The organism is Aminobacter sp. SR38 (genome assembly GCF_014843375.1).
Taxonomy (GTDB): Bacteria; Pseudomonadota; Alphaproteobacteria; order Rhizobiales; family Rhizobiaceae; genus Aminobacter; species Aminobacter ciceronei.
In genome coordinates this window covers 3,757,684-3,774,618 of the sequence record NZ_CP062112.1, presented here as the reverse complement: position 1 = coordinate 3,774,618, position 16,935 = coordinate 3,757,684, and the positions used below count along the sequence as shown (strand labels likewise).

Sequence of the window (16,935 nt, the reverse complement as noted above, 5' to 3'; positions counted from 1 at the left end):
ATTGTTATGAGCGCATCAGATAGCGAAGCGACAGGCACTTTGATAGTGCTCGAAGCCGACGCCGATGCCGCAGGTGTGCGGCTCGACCAGTGGCTGGCTGGCCGCCTCGCCCCCGATCTGTCGCGCAGCCGCGTCCAGGCGCTGATCAAGCAGGGTGCGGTCAGCATCGGCGGCAAGGTCGTCGAGGAGGCCAAGCGCAAGCTGGCTGCCGGCGACGAAATAGCCATCGACATGCCCGAGGCCGAACCGGCCGAACCCGAGGGCGAAGCGATACCGCTCGACATTCTCTATGAGGACGACGAGCTGATCGTCATCAACAAGCCGGCCGGCCTCGTCGTCCATCCCGGCGCCGGCAACTGGACCGGCACGCTGGTCAATGCGTTGATCCACCATTGCGGCGACAGCCTGTCGGGCATAGGCGGCGTCAAGCGGCCCGGCATCGTCCATCGCCTCGACAAGGAGACCTCGGGCGTCATGGTCGTTGCCAAGACCGACCGCGCCCACAAGTCGCTGTCCGAGGCCTTCGCCGACCATGGCCGCACCGGCGACCTCGAACGCGCCTATGACGCGCTGGTCTGGGGCTTTCCGCAGCGCATGGCCGGCACCATCGACGCTCCGCTCGGCCGCCACGCCGACCGTGTCCGCCGCGCCGTGGTGCCCGAACACCGCGACGACGCCCGCCACGCCATCACCCATTTCACCGTGCAGGAGCGGTTCGGCCAGGACCAGGCCGAATTCACCACGGCAAGCCTGGTCGAATGCCGGCTGGAAACCGGGCGCACCCACCAGATTCGCGTTCACATGGCCCATATCGGCCACCCCGTCGTCGGCGATCCCGACTATGGCCAGGCCTTCCGGACCAAGTCGAACCGGCTGCCCGAACCGTTGAAGTCCGCGGTCAAGGCATTTCCACGCCAGGCTTTGCATGCCCGCCTCCTTGCATTTCGCCACCCGGCTTCCCATCTCATCATGCGGTTCGAGGCGCCCTTGCCTCGCGACATGGGGGAATTGGTCGAAGGCTTTCGCAATCTCTGAACCTTCGATCAGAAAACCTGACTCGTATTGTTCACTTAGGCGTGACACTCTGTTTCGCGTTGAACAAATCGTGTCTTTTCTGGTTTTGTTCCTGTATAAGACCCATAGCGCGACAGGCATTCGGCAGCCGCGCCACATGCTCGCCTGGATCAGGGGGCATATCTCGCAAAGAGGGAGGGTGCTTTATGGCCCAGTCACTACCCAGTATCGTTTCCGGCGAAGGCGGCCTCAGCCGCTACCTGGAAGAAATCCGTCGCTTTCCGATGCTACAGCCGCAGGAAGAGTACATGCTCGCCAAGCGGTACAACGAGCATGAAGACACCACCGCCGCCCACAAGCTGGTCACCAGCCACCTGCGTCTGGTGGCCAAGATCGCCATGGGCTATCGCGGTTATGGCCTGCCCATCGGCGAAGTCATCTCGGAAGGCAATGTCGGCCTGATGCAGGCCGTCAAGAAATTCGAGCCGGAGCGCGGTTTCCGCCTCGCCACCTATGCCATGTGGTGGATCAAGGCCTCGATCCAGGAGTACATCCTGCGCTCGTGGTCGCTGGTCAAGATGGGCACCACCGCCAACCAGAAGCGTCTGTTCTTCAACCTGCGCAAGGTCAAGGGTAAGATTCAGGCGCTCGACGACGGCGACCTGAGGCCCGAGCACATCACCGAGATCGCCACGCGCCTCAATGTCTCCGAGGCCGAGGTGGTGTCGATGAACCGCCGCCTGTCGGGCGACGCTTCGCTGAATGCACCCATCCGCGCCAGCGAAGGCGAGTCGGGCGAGTGGCAGGACTGGCTTGTCGACGACCATGACAGCCAGGAAACCATGCTCATCGAGCAGGACGAGCTCGACAACCGCCGCGGCATGCTGGCGAGCGCCATGTCGGTGCTCAACGACCGCGAAAAGCGCATCTTCGAGGCGCGTCGCCTTGCCGACGAGCCACTGACGCTGGAAGAGCTTTCGGCCGAATTCGACATCAGCCGCGAGCGCGTCCGCCAGATCGAGGTCCGCGCCTTCGAAAAGGTCCAGGACGCGGTCAAGGCCGCTGCCAAGAAGCAGGCCCAGGCGCTGCGCACCATCGACGCCTGACAATCGGCCTCAGCTTGAAACAAAAAACGCGCCGGCATGCCGGCGCGTTTTTCTTTCGGTCTCCATCTTCCCCCGAAGGTGGAAGCCCGTCCCAGAACTTTCCCCGCGCTCAAGCCTTTTTCGTCAGGCTCAGCGCCAGCTGCTCCATGCGCTCGGCCAGCGAGCCCAGCGCGCCGGTCAGCGCCGCATCGTTCTTATCGGCCTTGGTCAAGGCATCGTCGCGCGTCTTGCGCAGCGTCAGCACTTCGGTTTCCATGCCCTTGACGCGCTTCTGCAGCTCGGACAACTCGTCCATCACCATGATGCCGGCCATCACGGTCAGTCGCTGGTCGCCGATCTCGCCGAACGAATCCTTGAGATGCAGCACATAGCGGTCGAAGCGGTTGGCGAGGTCGACGAGATGCTCTTCCTGGCCCTCGTCGCAGGCCATGCGGTATTGCTTGCCATCGATGGTAACGGTGACTTGCGCCATCTCCACCCTACCTGTCCAGCACGGCGCGGATCGTTTCCATCGCCGTCACGAGCCGCCGCGAGACTTCCTTGTTGGCTTCTTCCAGCCGTTCGGCCCGGGCTTCGGAATTGTCGAGCTCCTGCGCCAGCCGCGCACGGTCGGCATTCATGCGCTGGACCTCGGCTTCGGCTTCGCCGTAATCCTGGTCGTGCTCGAGCCGCGCTGCGACCGCGCCCTCAAGCGTCTCGATCGCCTTGCCTAGCCGGCCAATGACTTCCCTGAGTGTCGTATCCCCGGTCATGGCTCCCGTAGACCCTCGCCCATCACCGAATCGCGCACGTTTCAGAACGCGTTATCACGGAAACATTAGGCACCGGTTGAAGGAGGCGTCAACAAAGCTGTTTTGTCTTTCCCCCACTAAGCGTGTCGAGGCCGGCACGCGAAAATGGCCGGGGCGTGACTTCGCGCCGCAATGAGGGTGCGAAAACGCACCGATTTGTTGACTCAAGCCCTGTGCCTGCTATGTGTCGCCCCACCTTTCTGGGGCCGTCGGCGGCCCCTTTTCTCGGCTATGGGAGGGACGATGTCCTCGCGCGAAAAACACGACCGGATGGCCAATGCGATCCGCTTTCTGTCCATGGATGCGGTCGAGAAGGCCAACTCCGGCCATCCCGGCCTGCCGATGGGCGCCGCCGACGTCGCGACCGTGCTCTACACCCGCTTCCTGAAGCATGACCCGGCCAACCCGCATTGGCACGATCGCGACCGGTTCGTGCTGTCGGCCGGCCATGGCTCGATGCTGCTCTACTCGCTGCTCTATCTCTCGGGCTACGAGGACATGACCATCGAGCAGATCAAGAATTTCCGCCAGCTGGGCTCCAAGACCGCCGGCCACCCCGAATACGGCCACGCCGCCGGCATCGAGACCACCACCGGTCCGCTCGGCCAGGGTCTCGCCAACGCCGTCGGCATGGCGCTCGCCGAACGCATCATGAATGCCCAGTTCGGCGACAAGCTCGTCGACCACTACACCTACGTGCTCGCCGGCGACGGCTGCCTGATGGAAGGCATCTCGCAGGAGGCGCTGTCGCTTGCCGGTCACCTCAAGCTCAACAAGCTGATCGTCTTCTGGGACGACAACAACATTTCGATCGACGGCCCGATCTCGATGTCGGATTCGACCGATCAGTTGGCGCGCTTCGCCGCCTCGGGCTGGAACACGCTGGCCATTGACGGCCATGATCCGGAAGCCATTGCCGGTGCCATCGAGGCCGCCAAGCGCTCCGACCGCCCGACGCTGATCGCCGCCAAGACCACCATCGGCTTCGGCTCGCCGGCCAAGGCCGGCACCAACAAGGTCCACGGTTCGCCGCTGGGTGCCGCCGAGATCGAGGCGACCCGCAAGGCGCTGGGCTGGGAATACCCGGCCTTCGAGATCCCCTCCGACATCCTCGACGCCTGGCGTCTCGCCGGCCTCAACTCGGCCAAGAAGCGCGTCGACTGGGAAAAGCGCCTCGCCGAGGCCGGCACTGAAGTCCGTGGCGAGTTCGAGCGCCGCATGCGCGGCGACCTGCCCGCCGGCTTCGACGCCGCGATCGCCGACTACAAGAAGAAGCTCGCCGCCGACAAGCCGAAGGTCGCCACCCGCAAGTCTTCGGAAATGGCGCTCGAGGTCATCAACGGCGTGGTACCCGAAACCATCGGCGGCTCGGCTGACCTGACCGGCTCCAACAACACCAAGACCAGCCAGACCAAGCCGATCTCGGCCGAAGACTACGGCCAGCGCTTCGTCCACTACGGCATCCGTGAGCTCGGCATGTGCGCGGCCATGAACGGCATGGCGCTGCATGGCGGCGTCATCCCCTATTCCGGCACGTTCCTGTGCTTCTCCGACTATGCCCGCCCGGCCATGCGCCTGGCGTCGCTGATGGGCATCCGCGTCGGCTTCGTCATGACCCACGATTCGATCGGACTCGGTGAAGACGGCCCGACCCACCAGCCGGTCGAGCATCTGGCGGCCCTGCGCGCCATCCCCAACCACATCGTCTTCCGTCCGGCCGATGCCACGGAAGCTGCCGAGTGCTGGCAGCTGACGCTGGAGAATCGCAAGACCCCGTCGACGCTGGCGCTGACCCGCCAGAACCTGCCGGCGGTACGCACCGAATATGTCGAGGAAAACCTCTGCGGCTACGGCGCCTATGAACTCGCCACTGCCGACGGCGATGCCGAAGTCACCATCTTCGCCACCGGCTCCGAGGTCGAGATCGCGCTCGACGCCCGCAAGCTGCTGCAGGCCGCCGGCCACCCGACCCGCGTCGTCTCGGTCCCCGCCTTCGAGTTGTTCGAACAGCAGAGCCCGGAATATCGCAAGGCGATGATCGGCAATGCCAAGGTCAAGGTCGCGATCGAGGCTGGCATCCGCCAGGGCTGGGACAGCTTCATCGGTTCCGACGGCGTCTTCATCGGCATGCACGGCTTCGGCGCCAGCGCCCCGATCGAAGAGCTCTACAAGCATTTCGGCATCACCGCCGAGGCTGCCGCAAAGGCCGCCACGGCTCGGCTTCAGGCATAAGACGTCCCCCAGGAGAACCAACATGACCGTTAGAGTTGCCATCAATGGTTTCGGCCGCATCGGCCGCAACATCGTGCGTGCCATCTATGAGTCGGGCCGCAAGGACATCGACGTCGTCGCCGTCAACGATCTCGGCCCGGTCGAGACCAACGCCCACCTGCTGCGCTACGACAGCGTGCATGGCCGCTTCCCGCACGAAGTGAAGGTCGAGGGCGACCAGATCAACATCGGCACCGACAAGTTCAAGGTCACCGCGATCAAGGACCCGTCGCAGCTGCCGTGGAAGGAACTCGGCGTCGACATCGCGCTCGAATGCACCGGCATCTTCACCTCGAAGGACAAGGCTTCGGCGCACCTCGCCGCCGGCGCCAAGCGTGTCATCGTCTCGGCACCCGCCGACGGCGCCGACCTGACCGTGGTCTACGGCGTCAACCACGACAAGATCACCAAGGACCACATCGTCATCTCGAATGCGTCCTGCACCACCAACTGCCTGGCTCCCGTCGCCATGGTCCTCAACAATGCCTTCGGCATCGAAAAGGGCTTCATGACCACGATCCATGCCTACACTGGTGACCAGCCGACGCTCGACACCATGCACAAGGATCTCTACCGCGCCCGCGCCGCGGCGATGTCGATGATCCCGACCTCGACCGGTGCCGCCAAGGCCGTCGGCCTGGTGCTGCCGGAACTCAAGGGCAAGCTCGACGGCGTCTCGATCCGCGTGCCGACCCCGAACGTCTCCTGCATCGACTTCAAGTTCCTGGCCAAGAAGAACGTCACGGTCGAAGAGGTCAACGCGGTGCTCGTCGCTGCCGCCAATGGCCCGCTCAAGGGCGTGCTTGCCTACACCGACGAGCCGCTGGTCTCCATCGACATGAACCACAACCCGGCCTCGTCGACCTTCGCGCTCGACCAGACCAAGGTCATCGAGGGCAACCTCGTGCGCGTCATGTCCTGGTACGATAATGAGTGGGGCTTCTCCAACCGCATGGCCGACACGGCCGTCGTGATGGGCCGCACCATCGGCTGATTGCCGCGCCCGCCTCGGGCGACTACAGCGCCGCGCGTCCGCCAGGACGCGCAAAGGACGCTGTAGCACTTAACGGCTGCATGATCCTTTCCGAAATCGACTTTCGATTTCGGGGTCATGCACTAACCTATTGGCAACGCCCGGCTTCGGCCGGGCGTTTTCATTTCTACCGCAATGCAAAAATGTTTGGTCCAAGCCGGCAAAAATCCATTCTTGCTTGGACATGGCCTTTTCTTCGCCGCACTCTCAACCGACGCAGCTAACAGGTGGTTCGCAGACGGGTCGGGGATGGAACAGGCGGTATATCTCATCACGCTGGTAGGCACGGCGCTGGTCGTGGCGGCGGCGTTTTCGAGCCTGATCGCCTTCCGCTTCGGCGCCCCGCTGCTGTTGCTGTTCCTCGGCATCGGCCTTGCCAGCGGCGTCGACGGCCTCGGCATCGTCTTCGACAATGCCCACATCGCCTATTTCGTCGGCGCCATAGCACTTGCCGTCATCCTGTTTGACTCAGGCTTCGGCACGCCCGTCGGCGTGTTGCGCCAGGCCGGCATGCCGGCTCTTACGCTCGCCACCATCGGCGTCGGCATCACCACCGTCGTCTTCGGCATCGCCGCCTATTATCTCACCGGCTTCACCTGGCTCGAATCCTTCCTGCTCGGGGCCGCCGTTGCCTCGACCGACGCTGCCGCCGTGTTCTTCCTGCTGCGCGCCGGCAACATCAACCTGCGCGAGCGCGTCCGCTCGACGCTCGAAATCGAGTCCGGCACCAACGACCCGATCGCCATCTTCCTGACCATCACCCTTGTCGAGATCATCGCGCTCGGAGCCAAGCCCGACACCGACCTTTTGCTTGTCGATCTCGTCGTCGGCTTCTTCGTCCAGATGATCCTCGGTGCCGCCATCGGCCTGCTCGGCGGCTTCCTCATCGTCAAGCTGGTCGAACGGCTCAACCTCGACCGTGGCCTGTTGCCGATCTTCGTGCTGACGCTGTCGCTGCTGGTCTTCGCCGCAGCCGGTGCTGTCGGCGGCTCGGGCTTCCTCGCCGTCTATCTCGCCGGCCTCGTCGCCGGCAATTCCGACATCCGCGCCGTATCCACGCTCAAGCGCTTCCAGGACGGCATGTCCTGGCTCGCCCAGATCATCATGTTCCTGGTGCTTGGCCTGTTCGCCACGCCGTCGCAGTTCCCTGAAATCCTGGTCGCAGCACTGGTGCTGGGCCTGTTCCTGATGTTCGTCGCACGCCCCGTGGCGGTCTGGCTCTGCCTCATCCCGTTTAACATCCCGCGCCAGGAAACGGCCTTCATTTCCTGGGTCGGCCTGCGCGGCGCCGTCTCCATCCTGCTCGCCATCACCCCCGTGCTCGGCGGACTGGAGAACGGCAGGGATATCTTCAACATCGCCTTCATCATCGTGCTGACGTCGCTCGTCATCCAGGGCTGGACGGTCGGCCCGCTCGCCCGCCGCCTCGGCCTCATCGTGCCGCAGCGCTTCGGCCCGCTCGACAAGGTCGAGCTCGAACTGCCCGGCTCCGCTCACCACGAGCTACTCGCCTATCGCGTCGTACCGGGCTCGCCGGTCGCCAAGGGGCAGCGAATCCCGCGCTGGGCGCGGCCCTCGCTGGTCGTACGCGACGGCCGCTCGATGCGCTTCCAGGACATGGGCCGCCTGCAGGCAGGAGACAACGTCTACATCTTCGTGCCCGACCGCTACCCGCGCCTGCTCGACCGGCTCTTCGCCAGCCGTGCCGAGGTCGATGCCGAGGACGAAGATTTCTTCGGCGCCTTCACCGTCGACCAGACCCATCTCGCCGGCGAGCTGGAAGCCGCCTATGGCGCGACCGTCAAGGAAGAAGAGCGCAAGCTGACCATCGCCGAGCTAATCAAGCTGCGCCTGCGCGGCCATGTCGAATATGCCGACCGCGTCTCGCTCGGCCTGATCGACCTGATCGTCCGCGACGTCGACGAAAAGGGCCGCATCGTCTCTGTCGGCCTGTCGATCGAGCCCGCCCCGCCCCCGCCGCCGGTTCCGGTGTTCCTCAGCGGCGGCGAGATCAGCGACCGCATCAGGCGCTTCTTCGCCAAGCGGCCGGAGAAGCAGGCCAAGACGGAAGCGTCGACGACCTCCGAGGGGTTATCCGAGGACGCGTGAGGCGCCCCCCTCCGCTTGTGGGGCACACGTCGCGCGACACCCCAAAACACCCCTACAGCCCTCCCCACAAGGAGTGGGAGGGCATCGACGTCGCGCCTATCAAGCACTCAGCCTCTCTGCTTGCAGCCCGTCTGCGACAGGGGCCGCGCTCTGGAAGGATCGCCTGACAGCAACCGCCCGTCCTCAACCTCACCCGTTGTAGACCACCGCAAGCTTGTTCCCGGCGGGATCACGCACATAGGCGGAATACCAGTCCGGCCCGTAGTGCGGACGCGGGTTCGGCCCGCCTTCATCGGTTCCGCCATACTGCATCGCCGCCGCGTGGAACGCATCCACCTCTGCGGTGGACTTGACCATGAAGCCGACCATCGAGCCGTTGCCACCGCTGGCGAGCTCACCATCGAACGGCTTGCAGACCCAGAGCACGAAGCCATCGCCCTTGCCGCCCTCCGAATAGGCGCGCCAACCCGGAAACTCCGTGTGCTTGCTCCAGCCGATCGTAGCCAAGGTCGCGTCATAAAAGGCGTTCGACTTGGCATTGTCGATCGCACCAACAGTGGCATAAGCACTCATCGTCATTATCCTCCAGCATTCCGCAGAAATGTATCAGCAGGGCTGGAACATATCAAGAACATCTGAGGCCGGACGGCGCGCGGATTCGGCATCCCGCAGATTGCCGGCAGACCGCGCGGCAAGCAGCGCAGTCTTCACCCGGCCACAATCTCCGCAAGCCGCGCCAGCCGCTCCGCCCGCGTGCCCCGTAGTTCGAGGATTTTGGGGCGCCCTTCGAGAAGCCCGAGCTCGTCGTCGCGGATGATCGCCTTCAGCCGCGTATCCACCTTGCTGCGCAGCCGTGGAAGCTCGATCGTCACGTCGATCTCGTCCGGCCGCGACAGCGGCAGGAAGACGACGAGGCCGAGCGACGCGAGTGCCTTTTCGATCCTGCCGAGCAGCTTGCCGCTCGGCACCCACTCGAACCCCTCCTGGACTGCGACCACTTCCAGATAGGCGACGAAATCGAGCGGGCAGCGGTCGTAGACGCTGTCGGGCGAAGCAACTGACGCCAGGATCATCGCGCAGCTCCGCTCCCTCCTCGAGATCAGCCGATGTGGCACCGTCGGCGAATGGCGTGCCATGCTGCGCCAGCGCCCAATAGGGCTCCTGCTCGTGCTCATAGGCTGGATGTGCGGCGACAAAGTCGTCGATGAGGGTCGTCTTGCCGCTGCCGTGCGTGCCGGTGACCGCGATGCGCATGCTTCCCCTCGTTTCTCCGGCGATAGCCGCTCACGACCGCAACAGGAAGGGCCGTGAGCATCAAAATTTCACCCACTCCGCCGCGCAAACCTTGCATCCGCGCCCGCGATTTGTATGGTCCGCGCAATCTCTCCATAGGAAAGGGAACCTTATGGCCGCCTTCAAGACTCTCGACACCATCGGCAACGTCAGCGGCAAGCGGGTTCTCGTCCGCGTCGACCTCAACGTGCCGGTCGCCGACGGCAAGGTGACGGATGCCACTCGCATCGAGCGTGTCGCACCCACCATCACCGAGCTTGCCGGCAAGGGTGCCAAGGTCATCCTGCTCGCCCATTTCGGCCGCCCGAAGGACGGCCCCGATCCGGCCCTGTCGCTGGCGCCCATCGCGACCGCCACATCGCAGGTCATCGGGCGCCCGGTCGGCTTTGCCGCCGACTGCATCGGCAAACAGGCCGCCGCCGCCGTCGGCGCCATGGGGGACGGCGACATCCTGCTTCTCGAAAACACCCGTTTCTACAAGGCCGAGGAAAAGAACGACCCTGTTTTCGTCGAGCAGCTCGCCGCCAATGGCGACATCTTTGTCAACGACGCCTTCTCTGCCGCCCACCGCGCGCATGCCTCGACCGAAGGCCTCGCCCACAAGCTGCCCGCTTTTGCCGGCCGCACCATGCAGGCTGAGCTCGAGGCACTGGAAAAAGGCCTCGGCAACCCGGTCAAGCCGGTCGTCGCCATCGTCGGCGGCGCCAAGGTCTCGACCAAGATCGACCTCTTGATGAACCTGGTTAAGAAAGTCGACGCACTCGTCATCGGCGGCGGCATGGCCAACACCTTCCTCGCCGCGCGCGGCACCGATGTCGGCAAGTCGCTGTGCGAGCATGACCTCGCCCCTACCGCCAAGCAGATCATGATCGAGGCTGCCCAGTCCGGCTGCGCAATCATCCTGCCGTCGGACGGCGTCATCGCCCGCGAGTTCAAGGCGGGTGCCGCCAACGAGGTCGTCGCCATCGAGGCAGTGCCTGCCGATGCCATGATCCTCGACGTCGGTCCCAAGACCGTCGCTTCAGTCAACGACTGGATCGACCGCGCCTCGACGCTGGTCTGGAACGGCCCGCTCGGCGCCTTCGAGATCGAGCCTTTCGACAAGGCGACTGTCTCCGCCGCCCAGCACGCGGCCGCCCGCACCAAGGCCGGCAAGCTGGTCTCCGTCGCCGGTGGCGGCGACACGGTGGCAGCGCTCAACCATGCCGGCGTGGCCGACGACTTCACCTATGTCTCCACCGCCGGCGGCGCCTTCCTCGAATGGATGGAAGGCAAGGAACTGCCCGGCGTCGAAGTGCTCAAGGCCTGACGTGCAACAAGCATCCTCCCTCGCCCAGCGAGGGAGGCTTCCGTTCCGACAATCGCCCTCGATGAGCGCTAGATTCCCCTCTCCGCCTCGCTGCGCTCGGCACCTCTCCCCAAAGGGGCGAGGAAGCCAGTCCTGCACCGACAGCTCCCTGGCATTCTCGGTGGAAGCATCCGCGGTTCGGTTGACACACCAGCGGCCAGGCTGAGCTACCCGCAGCTCAGTTAAGACGCGGATTGGGCGCGAGGCTTCTCCAGCTTGGGTTCCTCGCCCCTCTGGGGAGAGGTGGCTCGCCCGCAGGGCGAGACGGAGAGGGGTCCACGCCGTCTGCGCCCGTCCCGTCTAGCTTCCCAGCCTCGGCCTGCCCGCTTACGCCGGCTTGGCATACTGCTCGGCGCTCATCACCTCGATGCAGGTGAAACGTTCATTGCCTTCGACCCAGGCGTCGTGCCCAGGCGGAATGGTGTAGGAGGTGCCCTTGGTCAGCGTCCTCTGCGTCCCGTCATTCAGCCTCACCGTCAGCGTGCCCGAAACGACATAGCCGACATGCGAGACCTGGCAGCTGTCGGTCTTCACCACCGGCTTCACGCATTCCGACCAGCGCCAGCCCGGCTCCATATTGAGCCGGCCGAGGGTGAAGCCTGTCAGCCGCACCACTTCGACACGGGTCTTGTCCGGCGAGCGGATCTCGTCCGGCTCATTGTGGGACTTGAACTCGAATTTCGAGACATTCATTGCGCCATCAGCCATGGCAGCCTCCCATCATCGTCATGCGCACAGGCGCATGCGGCAAGCTAATACTTTAGCACCCACTGATATAATAGATAGACAGACGCCGGCACGGTCGGCCGAGATGACCCGAACACGTATAGTCAGACCGAGTCGAATTGACCGGTTCCGATACCTCGCATCCTGTACCTTTTGCTATTCGTCTAGTCATAAGTTCAAATCTGTAACAACCGGTCGTAAATCTTGCCCGCGAGCTAAAACGATTGAAATAATTTCAATCGGTTATAGGCTTGTTGCCGGCATTCCGTTCAGGAAAACCATCTGCTATGCGCGCCGCATCTGACCAGGAGGTAATTGTATGAGCGAACGTCTCGAAGACATCGCCGTCGCCATGGTGGCGAACGGCAAGGGCATTCTAGCTGCGGACGAAAGCTCCGGCACCATCAAGAAGCGTTTCGACGTCATCGGCGTCGAGTCGACGGCCGACAGCCGCCGCGACTATCGCGAGATGATGTTCCGCACCAAGGAGGCGATGACCAAGTACATCTCCGGCGTCATCCTCTACGACGAGACAATTCGCCAGTCCGCCGCCGACGGCACGCCGCTGGTCGATCTCATCAAGGCATCGGGCGCCATTCCCGGCATCAAGGTCGACGCCGGCGCCAAGGCCATCGTCAATTTCCCCGGCGACACCATCACCGAAGGCCTCGACGGCCTGCGTGAGCGCATGGCCGAGTACTACAAGCTCGGTGCCCGCTTCGCCAAATGGCGCGCCGTAATCGACATCGACACCGGCAAGAACGTGCCGTCGGCCTACTCGCTCTCGGCCAACACCCAGGCACTCGCCCGCTACGCAGCACTCTGCCAGGAAGCCGGCATCGTGCCGATCGTCGAGCCGGAAGTGCTGATGGACGGCGCACATGACATCGACACTTGCTACGACGTCACCAAGGCAACGCTGGTCAAGCTTTATGACGAACTCTACGCCGCCCGCGTCGTGCTCGAAGGCACGATCCTGAAGCCAAACATGGTCATCTCCGGCAAGAAGGCCGCCAGGCAGGCCAGCGCCGAGGAAATCGCAGAAAAGACCATCAAGCTGTTCCGCGAGACGGTTCCGGCTGCGGTCCCGGGCATCGCCTTCCTCTCGGGCGGCCAGTCCGACGAGGAGGCTACCGCCAACCTCAACGCCATCAACGCCATCGGCCCGCACCCGTGGAAGCTGACCTTCTCCTACGGCCGCGCGCTGCAGGCAGCGCCGCAGAAGGCATGGTCGGGCAAGGCCGAAAACCTCGCCGCCGGTCAGGCCGCCTTCACCCACCGCGCCCACATGAACCACCTGGCCGCCCTCGGCCAGTGGAAGTCCGCGCTGGAAAAGGCCGCGTAAGCCAGGCCATCAGGCAGAAATGCGAAAGCCCCGGAGCGATCCGGGGCTTTTTTTTGTTTATGCCGGCAAGAATGCGCCGCGAACGTCAATGTCGCACAATTGCAGGCGCCTCCTTGATCGCCTGGATTTTCTCCATGCCCGGAGACCCCAAATTCACGGCCCAAGCATTTTTTGTCATGCTTGTTGTTGGCGCTTGCGTCTGGATGGTTGGAACATTGTTCGGAGCGGTCGGTTGGTTTCTTGGAGCAGGCATCGGTCTGGCGACATTTTGTGCCGTCACAATTGCTGACCAAGAGGACCGCCGCCGCGACAAGGGAAACCGTGCTGCTGGCGCGCTGTCCTCAAACCAGCAGGCGCAACCGAAACAGTAGCTCGGGCACCCCCCACCAGCTCCCATCAATCCTGATACGTATACGACGCGCACATATCCGCGCTGCTTTCCGGCGGTTCGTCGCCGGTGAACACAGCAACGGTCGTCAGGCCCTCGCCGCCGGACCAACTCGCCAGGTAAGTCACGTCGCCGGCGCCGCACAGCCTGTTGCCGTTTTCCAGCTCGGGATCCGAGGGGTCCTCGACGCTGTAGACCGAGGCGTTCACCCGTTCGCCGTCGACAGTAAAATGGTCGCCCAGCAAGGCGGCGAACTTCAGCGATCGGCCATTGGCGAAGGTGATGGAGAAATCGTCCATCGAGATGTCGCCGGTGATGCTCTCTGCGGTGGTGCTGAAGGCCCGGTAGCGGTCGCCTTCGGCCGATGCCGGCGCGGCACTGGCAATCAACAGGCCTAGAACAGCAGGCAGGATTTGCTTGATGGTCATTCTTCCCTCTTGTCCTCGTCCGGCGCGATGCATGGCCAGCCTGAGCTGCTCTGTCACGGCAGGCAAAGCGCGACAAGGCCCAGGCGGGATGTGCGACACACGCTCTCGAGCCGCCGCGGCCAGGGCCAATTCCGGCTCTTCAACCGTGAGGCGTTATGCGGCTCGCTTCCCCCGGCGGTTTGGCGTATGAGCGGCGATGGAAAACGTCAGGTTCGAAACTCCCATCACCGTGAAGGCCGATCCGGCCGGCACCCCGCTACTCCTGCGCACCGCAAAAGAAGCTTCCGCCTTCCTGCTCAACAGCTGGCCAGGCAAGCGCAGCCCCAAGCATCGCGCGGCCCTGCAGGCCTGCTCCGACGCCATGTCGGGCGAAAAGCCTGTCATGTCGGCACGGCGCGCCTTCATCGCCGCGGCGCGCGAGGTCAACGTCTTCATCAACGACAAAGACTGACCGGCGCACCTGCCCGGGATCAAGGGCCGGATACGCGGTTCGGTAGCGCCCTTGCGGGCGCCTGCGGCGGCTATTCCTGGTTTTCGGTTTCGCCTTCCGGCTCCGACTCCATCTCCGTATCGGACCTGCCGCGCTGCTTGGCCTCAGCCTTGGCGGCCAGCTTGTCAGCCTTTTTCGCCGCCTTGGCGCGATCGCGGTCGCGGCGTTCCTGATTGTAGTTCGTCGGTCTGGGCATCTTTGTCCTCTTTTTCTGGCTTGTGCCTGCCTAGGGCGATACGCCCGCGAATACAACCAGCCATGTCGGCACACCACCGACAACAAGGACAAGGTGAACCGCGCTCAGCGGCCGATGGCAGCGAAGAAGTTGTCGTTGATGCGGCGCGCGGTGGCGCGGAAAACAGGCAGATGCGGCGCGACAGTCTGTGCCAGCCGCTGAGCCTCCTCCGGCCCCAGCGCCTGCTTGAGGCTCGCGGCGTATTCCGGGATCTGCGACCAGTCGTCGACGGTGCGTTCGGTGATTTCCATGTGATACTGGAAGCCGTAGGCCTTGTGGCCGACACGCATCGCCTGGATCGGGCAAGCGGCGTTCGCGGCAAGAACTTCGCCGCCCAAAGGCAGCCCTGAAACCTCCGCGCCATGCCATTGCAGCGTTTCGATCGCCGGATCGACGCCGGAAAACAACCGATCGCTGCGGCCGGTCTTGGTCAGCTCGACGGTGGCAAGACCGACCTCCGGCGCCTTCATCAGCCCAACCTTACCGCCCAGTGCATCGGCCAGCAGCTGGTGGCCAAGACAGATGCCGAGATAGGGCCGCCCGAGTTCGCGCACCCAGCGCCGAATCGCCGCCTTCTCCGGTTTCAGCCAGGGATGGGCGTCTTCCTGCCAGACATCCATCGGCCCGCCCATCGCAGCCAGCACGTCGAAGCCGTCGAGATCAGGCATCGCCTCGCCTTCGCCGAGCTCGACGATGTGCTCGCTATGCCCGGCCTCGCGCCAGAACTCGGCGAAGATGCCGCTGTGCTCGACGCGCAGATGCTGGAAAACAAGGATCTTCATTCTGCCCCCAAGGCCGCCTCACGCCGCCCTATCTGAAAACAATCGCTGTTACGAGGCATGGGGCACGGCGGCAAAAGGGTTGAGGCAGGGCTCACATCTGGTCGTTGTAGGGTTCCTTCATCTGGCCAACCATCCGGGCCAGTGTCGAAAACGACGGGATGTCGGCTTCCGGCTGGCACTGGTTGGCCAGCTGCAGCAGCCGGATCGGGAAGTTGATGGCATCGCGGTGGGACGACGACAGCTCGTCGGAGCGCTCTCCCGATGTCTCGCTCGCCTCGGCCTTGCGCAAGGCGATGTCGATCTCTTCGGCCGACAGCACGCCCTTGCGGACGAGGATGTGATTGATGGTGGCGATGGCCATCAGCAGGCCTTCGAGTTGCAGGTTGGCGACATTCACGGTGGTTGCTCCTTTCAGGAGACGCCGGCTTGCTTCAGGGGGCAGCCGTGGCGGCACGAGCGCTCATTGCTTGCGCCCGGAAATCTGCTCGTGGATCACCTGGAAACAGGCGTCGAGATCGCGATGCAGGCGCTCGCCGGCGCCGTCGGCTGTCACATCGTCCTGCGCCACGTCGTCGGCGTCGCCGGCCGGCTGACCGTACCAGGCGGTGACCAGCAGATTTTGCAAAAGCTCATACATTGCGGGCTCCACCGTTGTCTCGCCATGAGACAACCCCCGATGCGGCAGAGTGTTCCATTGCAACAGCTGAAAACGGCAAATCGGCGCTAGGGCGCGCGGTTACTCTTCCTCGTCGTATCCGAGCAGGGTCAAGAGTTGATCGACGAGCAGCTCGGCCATCGTCCGATTGATCGCCAGCTCGACGGCCCCGTCATCGGTCTCAAGGTTGAGCAACGCCAGCAACGGCTCTTCGTTCACCACCATCGTGTCGACAGCCAACACCCGGTTCGGGGCCGTGTTCGTCAATCTCGCCATGGCCCATCATTCCATCATGCCGGGGCCGCAGCAACGGCGATCTTCACTGTGGAACAGCCGCGCCATCTCGGCCCACGCGCTTTGGTCCGTTGGCATGGACGGCAGGAACCATTGTCGCGCCCATCGCTTACTCCCCCACACAAACGCAGAGGAAAGAGATCATGAAGACCCTTGCCGAACTGTTCGAACACACCTTGCACGACATCTATTACGCCGAAAATGCCATCGCCAAGGCACTGCCTGGTGTGTCCAAGGCGGTCACCGACAGCAAACTCAAGCAGGCATTCGACGACCATCTGGAGGAGACCAAGGGTCACGTCCAGATCCTGAAGAAGGTGTTTTCATCAGTCGGCCTCAAGCCCGAAGGCGAAAAGTGCGACGCCATCGAGGGCCTGCTGAAGGAAAGCGCAGGTCTGATCGAGGAGACCTCGGGAACGGCGCTTAATGCCGGCCTGCTGGCTGCGGCCCAGGCCGTCGAGCACTACGAGATCGCCCGCTACGGTTCGCTCAGGGAATGGGCCAAGGTTCTCGGCCACGATGAGGCGCACAAGTTGCTGAGCGAGATCCTGGACGAGGAAAAGGCAGCCAACAGCAAGCTGACCAATCTCGCGGTCGCCGGCGTCAACAAGAAGTAGCCAGCCACCA

Annotated in this window: 21 protein-coding genes; 10 read left to right on the top strand and 11 right to left on the bottom strand. The window is 63.8% G+C overall.

Going from position 1 to position 16,935, the window contains the following annotated elements; genetic code table 11:
* Window positions 1-6 precede the first annotated feature (6 nt).
* Entirely contained in the window at window positions 7-1,035 is a 1,029-nt protein-coding gene (locus tag IG197_RS18485) for an RluA family pseudouridine synthase (protein ID WP_192314044.1), read from the top strand.
* A 185-nt stretch (window positions 1,036-1,220) separates the two neighbouring features.
* Window positions 1,221-2,120 (top strand): RNA polymerase sigma factor RpoH, encoded by a 900-nt coding sequence (gene rpoH / locus IG197_RS18480; protein ID WP_192314040.1) that lies wholly within the window; start codon window positions 1,221-1,223, stop codon window positions 2,118-2,120.
* Window positions 2,121-2,229: 109 nt separating this feature from the next.
* Here rpoH and IG197_RS18475 read toward each other — a convergent pair whose 3' ends face one another.
* The gene (locus IG197_RS18475; protein WP_192314037.1) at window positions 2,230-2,592 is read right to left on the bottom strand and encodes a cell division protein ZapA; all 363 of its coding nucleotides are present in this window, start codon (window positions 2,590-2,592) and stop codon (window positions 2,230-2,232) included.
* A 7-nt stretch (window positions 2,593-2,599) separates the two neighbouring features.
* The gene (locus IG197_RS18470; protein WP_192314034.1) at window positions 2,600-2,872 is read right to left on the bottom strand and encodes a DUF4164 domain-containing protein; all 273 of its coding nucleotides are present in this window, start codon (window positions 2,870-2,872) and stop codon (window positions 2,600-2,602) included.
* Window positions 2,873-3,154: 282 nt separating this feature from the next.
* On the opposite strand from IG197_RS18470, the gene tkt reads away from it, so the two are divergent.
* The 3 genes from tkt to IG197_RS18455 all read left to right on the top strand — a co-directional run bounded on the left by tkt (window position 3,155) and on the right by IG197_RS18455 (window position 8,324).
* Window positions 3,155-5,143, top strand: coding sequence for a transketolase (tkt, locus tag IG197_RS18465; protein ID WP_192314031.1), 1,989 nt, complete (start codon window positions 3,155-3,157; stop codon window positions 5,141-5,143).
* A 22-nt stretch (window positions 5,144-5,165) separates the two neighbouring features.
* Window positions 5,166-6,176, top strand: coding sequence for a type I glyceraldehyde-3-phosphate dehydrogenase (gene gap / locus IG197_RS18460; RefSeq protein ID WP_192314028.1), 1,011 nt, complete (start codon window positions 5,166-5,168; stop codon window positions 6,174-6,176).
* Window positions 6,177-6,464: 288 nt separating this feature from the next.
* The gene (locus IG197_RS18455; protein ID WP_067957175.1) at window positions 6,465-8,324 is read left to right on the top strand and encodes a potassium/proton antiporter; all 1,860 of its coding nucleotides are present in this window, start codon (window positions 6,465-6,467) and stop codon (window positions 8,322-8,324) included.
* A 189-nt stretch (window positions 8,325-8,513) separates the two neighbouring features.
* Here the strand turns inward: IG197_RS18455 and IG197_RS18450 are convergent, their stop codons facing one another.
* Entirely contained in the window at window positions 8,514-8,897 is a 384-nt protein-coding gene (locus tag IG197_RS18450) for a VOC family protein (RefSeq protein WP_192314025.1), read from the bottom strand.
* A 134-nt stretch (window positions 8,898-9,031) separates the two neighbouring features.
* Window positions 9,032-9,397, bottom strand: a complete 366-nt coding sequence (locus IG197_RS18445; RefSeq protein WP_210346875.1) for a hypothetical protein — start codon at window positions 9,395-9,397, stop codon at window positions 9,032-9,034.
* Between the two features lie 332 nt (window positions 9,398-9,729).
* On the opposite strand from IG197_RS18445, the gene pgk reads away from it, so the two are divergent.
* Entirely contained in the window at window positions 9,730-10,926 is a 1,197-nt protein-coding gene (gene pgk, locus IG197_RS18440; RefSeq protein ID WP_192314023.1) for a phosphoglycerate kinase, read from the top strand.
* A 366-nt stretch (window positions 10,927-11,292) separates the two neighbouring features.
* Here the strand turns inward: pgk and IG197_RS18435 are convergent, their stop codons facing one another.
* On the bottom strand, window positions 11,293-11,673 hold the full coding sequence (locus IG197_RS18435; protein WP_192314021.1) for a cupin domain-containing protein: 381 nt from the start codon (window positions 11,671-11,673) through the stop codon (window positions 11,293-11,295).
* Window positions 11,674-12,010: 337 nt separating this feature from the next.
* Between IG197_RS18435 and IG197_RS18430 the strand changes: the two genes are divergently transcribed.
* Both IG197_RS18430 and IG197_RS18425 read left to right on the top strand, forming a co-directional pair.
* Entirely contained in the window at window positions 12,011-13,036 is a 1,026-nt protein-coding gene (locus tag IG197_RS18430) for a class I fructose-bisphosphate aldolase (RefSeq protein WP_067957164.1), read from the top strand.
* Window positions 13,037-13,149: 113 nt separating this feature from the next.
* Window positions 13,150-13,407, top strand: a complete 258-nt coding sequence (locus IG197_RS18425; RefSeq protein ID WP_192314020.1) for a hypothetical protein — start codon at window positions 13,150-13,152, stop codon at window positions 13,405-13,407.
* Between the two features lie 25 nt (window positions 13,408-13,432).
* On the opposite strand, the gene IG197_RS18420 is transcribed toward IG197_RS18425, so the two are convergent.
* Window positions 13,433-13,852 carry a hypothetical protein gene (locus IG197_RS18420; RefSeq protein ID WP_246765186.1) on the bottom strand — a complete coding sequence of 140 codons (420 nt, stop codon included), beginning with the start codon at window positions 13,850-13,852 and terminating at the stop codon, window positions 13,433-13,435.
* 196 nt (window positions 13,853-14,048) lie between these two features.
* Between IG197_RS18420 and IG197_RS18415 the strand changes: the two genes are divergently transcribed.
* Complete coding sequence (locus IG197_RS18415) at window positions 14,049-14,303, top strand: DUF982 domain-containing protein (RefSeq protein WP_184772527.1); 255 nt, start codon at window positions 14,049-14,051, stop codon at window positions 14,301-14,303.
* Window positions 14,304-14,373: 70 nt separating this feature from the next.
* On the opposite strand, the gene IG197_RS18410 is transcribed toward IG197_RS18415, so the two are convergent.
* From IG197_RS18410 to IG197_RS18390, 5 genes are all read right to left on the bottom strand, one after another.
* Window positions 14,374-14,538: a hypothetical protein gene (locus tag IG197_RS18410; RefSeq protein ID WP_192314018.1), complete on the bottom strand. Its 165-nt coding sequence runs from the start codon at window positions 14,536-14,538 to the stop codon at window positions 14,374-14,376.
* A 104-nt stretch (window positions 14,539-14,642) separates the two neighbouring features.
* Window positions 14,643-15,359, bottom strand: coding sequence for a type 1 glutamine amidotransferase (locus IG197_RS18405; RefSeq protein WP_192314016.1), 717 nt, complete (start codon window positions 15,357-15,359; stop codon window positions 14,643-14,645).
* 91 nt (window positions 15,360-15,450) lie between these two features.
* Window positions 15,451-15,756 carry a hypothetical protein gene (locus IG197_RS18400; RefSeq protein ID WP_192314014.1) on the bottom strand — a complete coding sequence of 102 codons (306 nt, stop codon included), beginning with the start codon at window positions 15,754-15,756 and terminating at the stop codon, window positions 15,451-15,453.
* Between the two features lie 63 nt (window positions 15,757-15,819).
* Window positions 15,820-15,996, bottom strand: a complete 177-nt coding sequence (locus IG197_RS18395; RefSeq protein WP_192314012.1) for a hypothetical protein — start codon at window positions 15,994-15,996, stop codon at window positions 15,820-15,822.
* Window positions 15,997-16,095: 99 nt separating this feature from the next.
* Window positions 16,096-16,290 carry a hypothetical protein gene (locus tag IG197_RS18390; protein WP_184772537.1) on the bottom strand — a complete coding sequence of 65 codons (195 nt, stop codon included), beginning with the start codon at window positions 16,288-16,290 and terminating at the stop codon, window positions 16,096-16,098.
* A gap of 161 nt (window positions 16,291-16,451) precedes the next feature.
* Here IG197_RS18390 and IG197_RS18385 point away from each other — a divergent pair, with 161 nt between their 5' ends.
* Entirely contained in the window at window positions 16,452-16,925 is a 474-nt protein-coding gene (locus IG197_RS18385) for a ferritin-like domain-containing protein (RefSeq protein WP_192314010.1), read from the top strand.
* The last annotated feature ends 10 nt before the right edge of the window (window positions 16,926-16,935 follow it).

Coding starts and splice junctions, on each gene's coding strand:
- IG197_RS18485 (WP_192314044.1), top strand. CDS start 7: ATGAGCGCATCAGATAGCGAAGCGACAGGCACTTTGATAGTGCTCGAA.
- rpoH (WP_192314040.1), top strand. CDS start 1,221: ATGGCCCAGTCACTACCCAGTATCGTTTCCGGCGAAGGCGGCCTCAGC.
- IG197_RS18475 (WP_192314037.1), bottom strand. CDS start 2,592: ATGGCGCAAGTCACCGTTACCATCGATGGCAAGCAATACCGCATGGCC.
- IG197_RS18470 (WP_192314034.1), bottom strand. CDS start 2,872: ATGACCGGGGATACGACACTCAGGGAAGTCATTGGCCGGCTAGGCAAG.
- tkt (WP_192314031.1), top strand. CDS start 3,155: ATGTCCTCGCGCGAAAAACACGACCGGATGGCCAATGCGATCCGCTTT.
- gap (WP_192314028.1), top strand. CDS start 5,166: ATGACCGTTAGAGTTGCCATCAATGGTTTCGGCCGCATCGGCCGCAAC.
- IG197_RS18455 (WP_067957175.1), top strand. CDS start 6,465: ATGGAACAGGCGGTATATCTCATCACGCTGGTAGGCACGGCGCTGGTC.
- IG197_RS18450 (WP_192314025.1), bottom strand. CDS start 8,897: ATGAGTGCTTATGCCACTGTTGGTGCGATCGACAATGCCAAGTCGAAC.
- IG197_RS18445 (WP_210346875.1), bottom strand. CDS start 9,397: ATGATCCTGGCGTCAGTTGCTTCGCCCGACAGCGTCTACGACCGCTGC.
- pgk (WP_192314023.1), top strand. CDS start 9,730: ATGGCCGCCTTCAAGACTCTCGACACCATCGGCAACGTCAGCGGCAAG.
- IG197_RS18435 (WP_192314021.1), bottom strand. CDS start 11,673: ATGGCTGATGGCGCAATGAATGTCTCGAAATTCGAGTTCAAGTCCCAC.
- IG197_RS18430 (WP_067957164.1), top strand. CDS start 12,011: ATGAGCGAACGTCTCGAAGACATCGCCGTCGCCATGGTGGCGAACGGC.
- IG197_RS18420 (WP_246765186.1), bottom strand. CDS start 13,852: ATGACCATCAAGCAAATCCTGCCTGCTGTTCTAGGCCTGTTGATTGCC.
- IG197_RS18415 (WP_184772527.1), top strand. CDS start 14,049: ATGGAAAACGTCAGGTTCGAAACTCCCATCACCGTGAAGGCCGATCCG.
- IG197_RS18410 (WP_192314018.1), bottom strand. CDS start 14,538: ATGCCCAGACCGACGAACTACAATCAGGAACGCCGCGACCGCGATCGC.
- IG197_RS18405 (WP_192314016.1), bottom strand. CDS start 15,359: ATGAAGATCCTTGTTTTCCAGCATCTGCGCGTCGAGCACAGCGGCATC.
- IG197_RS18395 (WP_192314012.1), bottom strand. CDS start 15,996: ATGTATGAGCTTTTGCAAAATCTGCTGGTCACCGCCTGGTACGGTCAG.
- IG197_RS18390 (WP_184772537.1), bottom strand. CDS start 16,290: ATGGCGAGATTGACGAACACGGCCCCGAACCGGGTGTTGGCTGTCGAC.
- IG197_RS18385 (WP_192314010.1), top strand. CDS start 16,452: ATGAAGACCCTTGCCGAACTGTTCGAACACACCTTGCACGACATCTAT.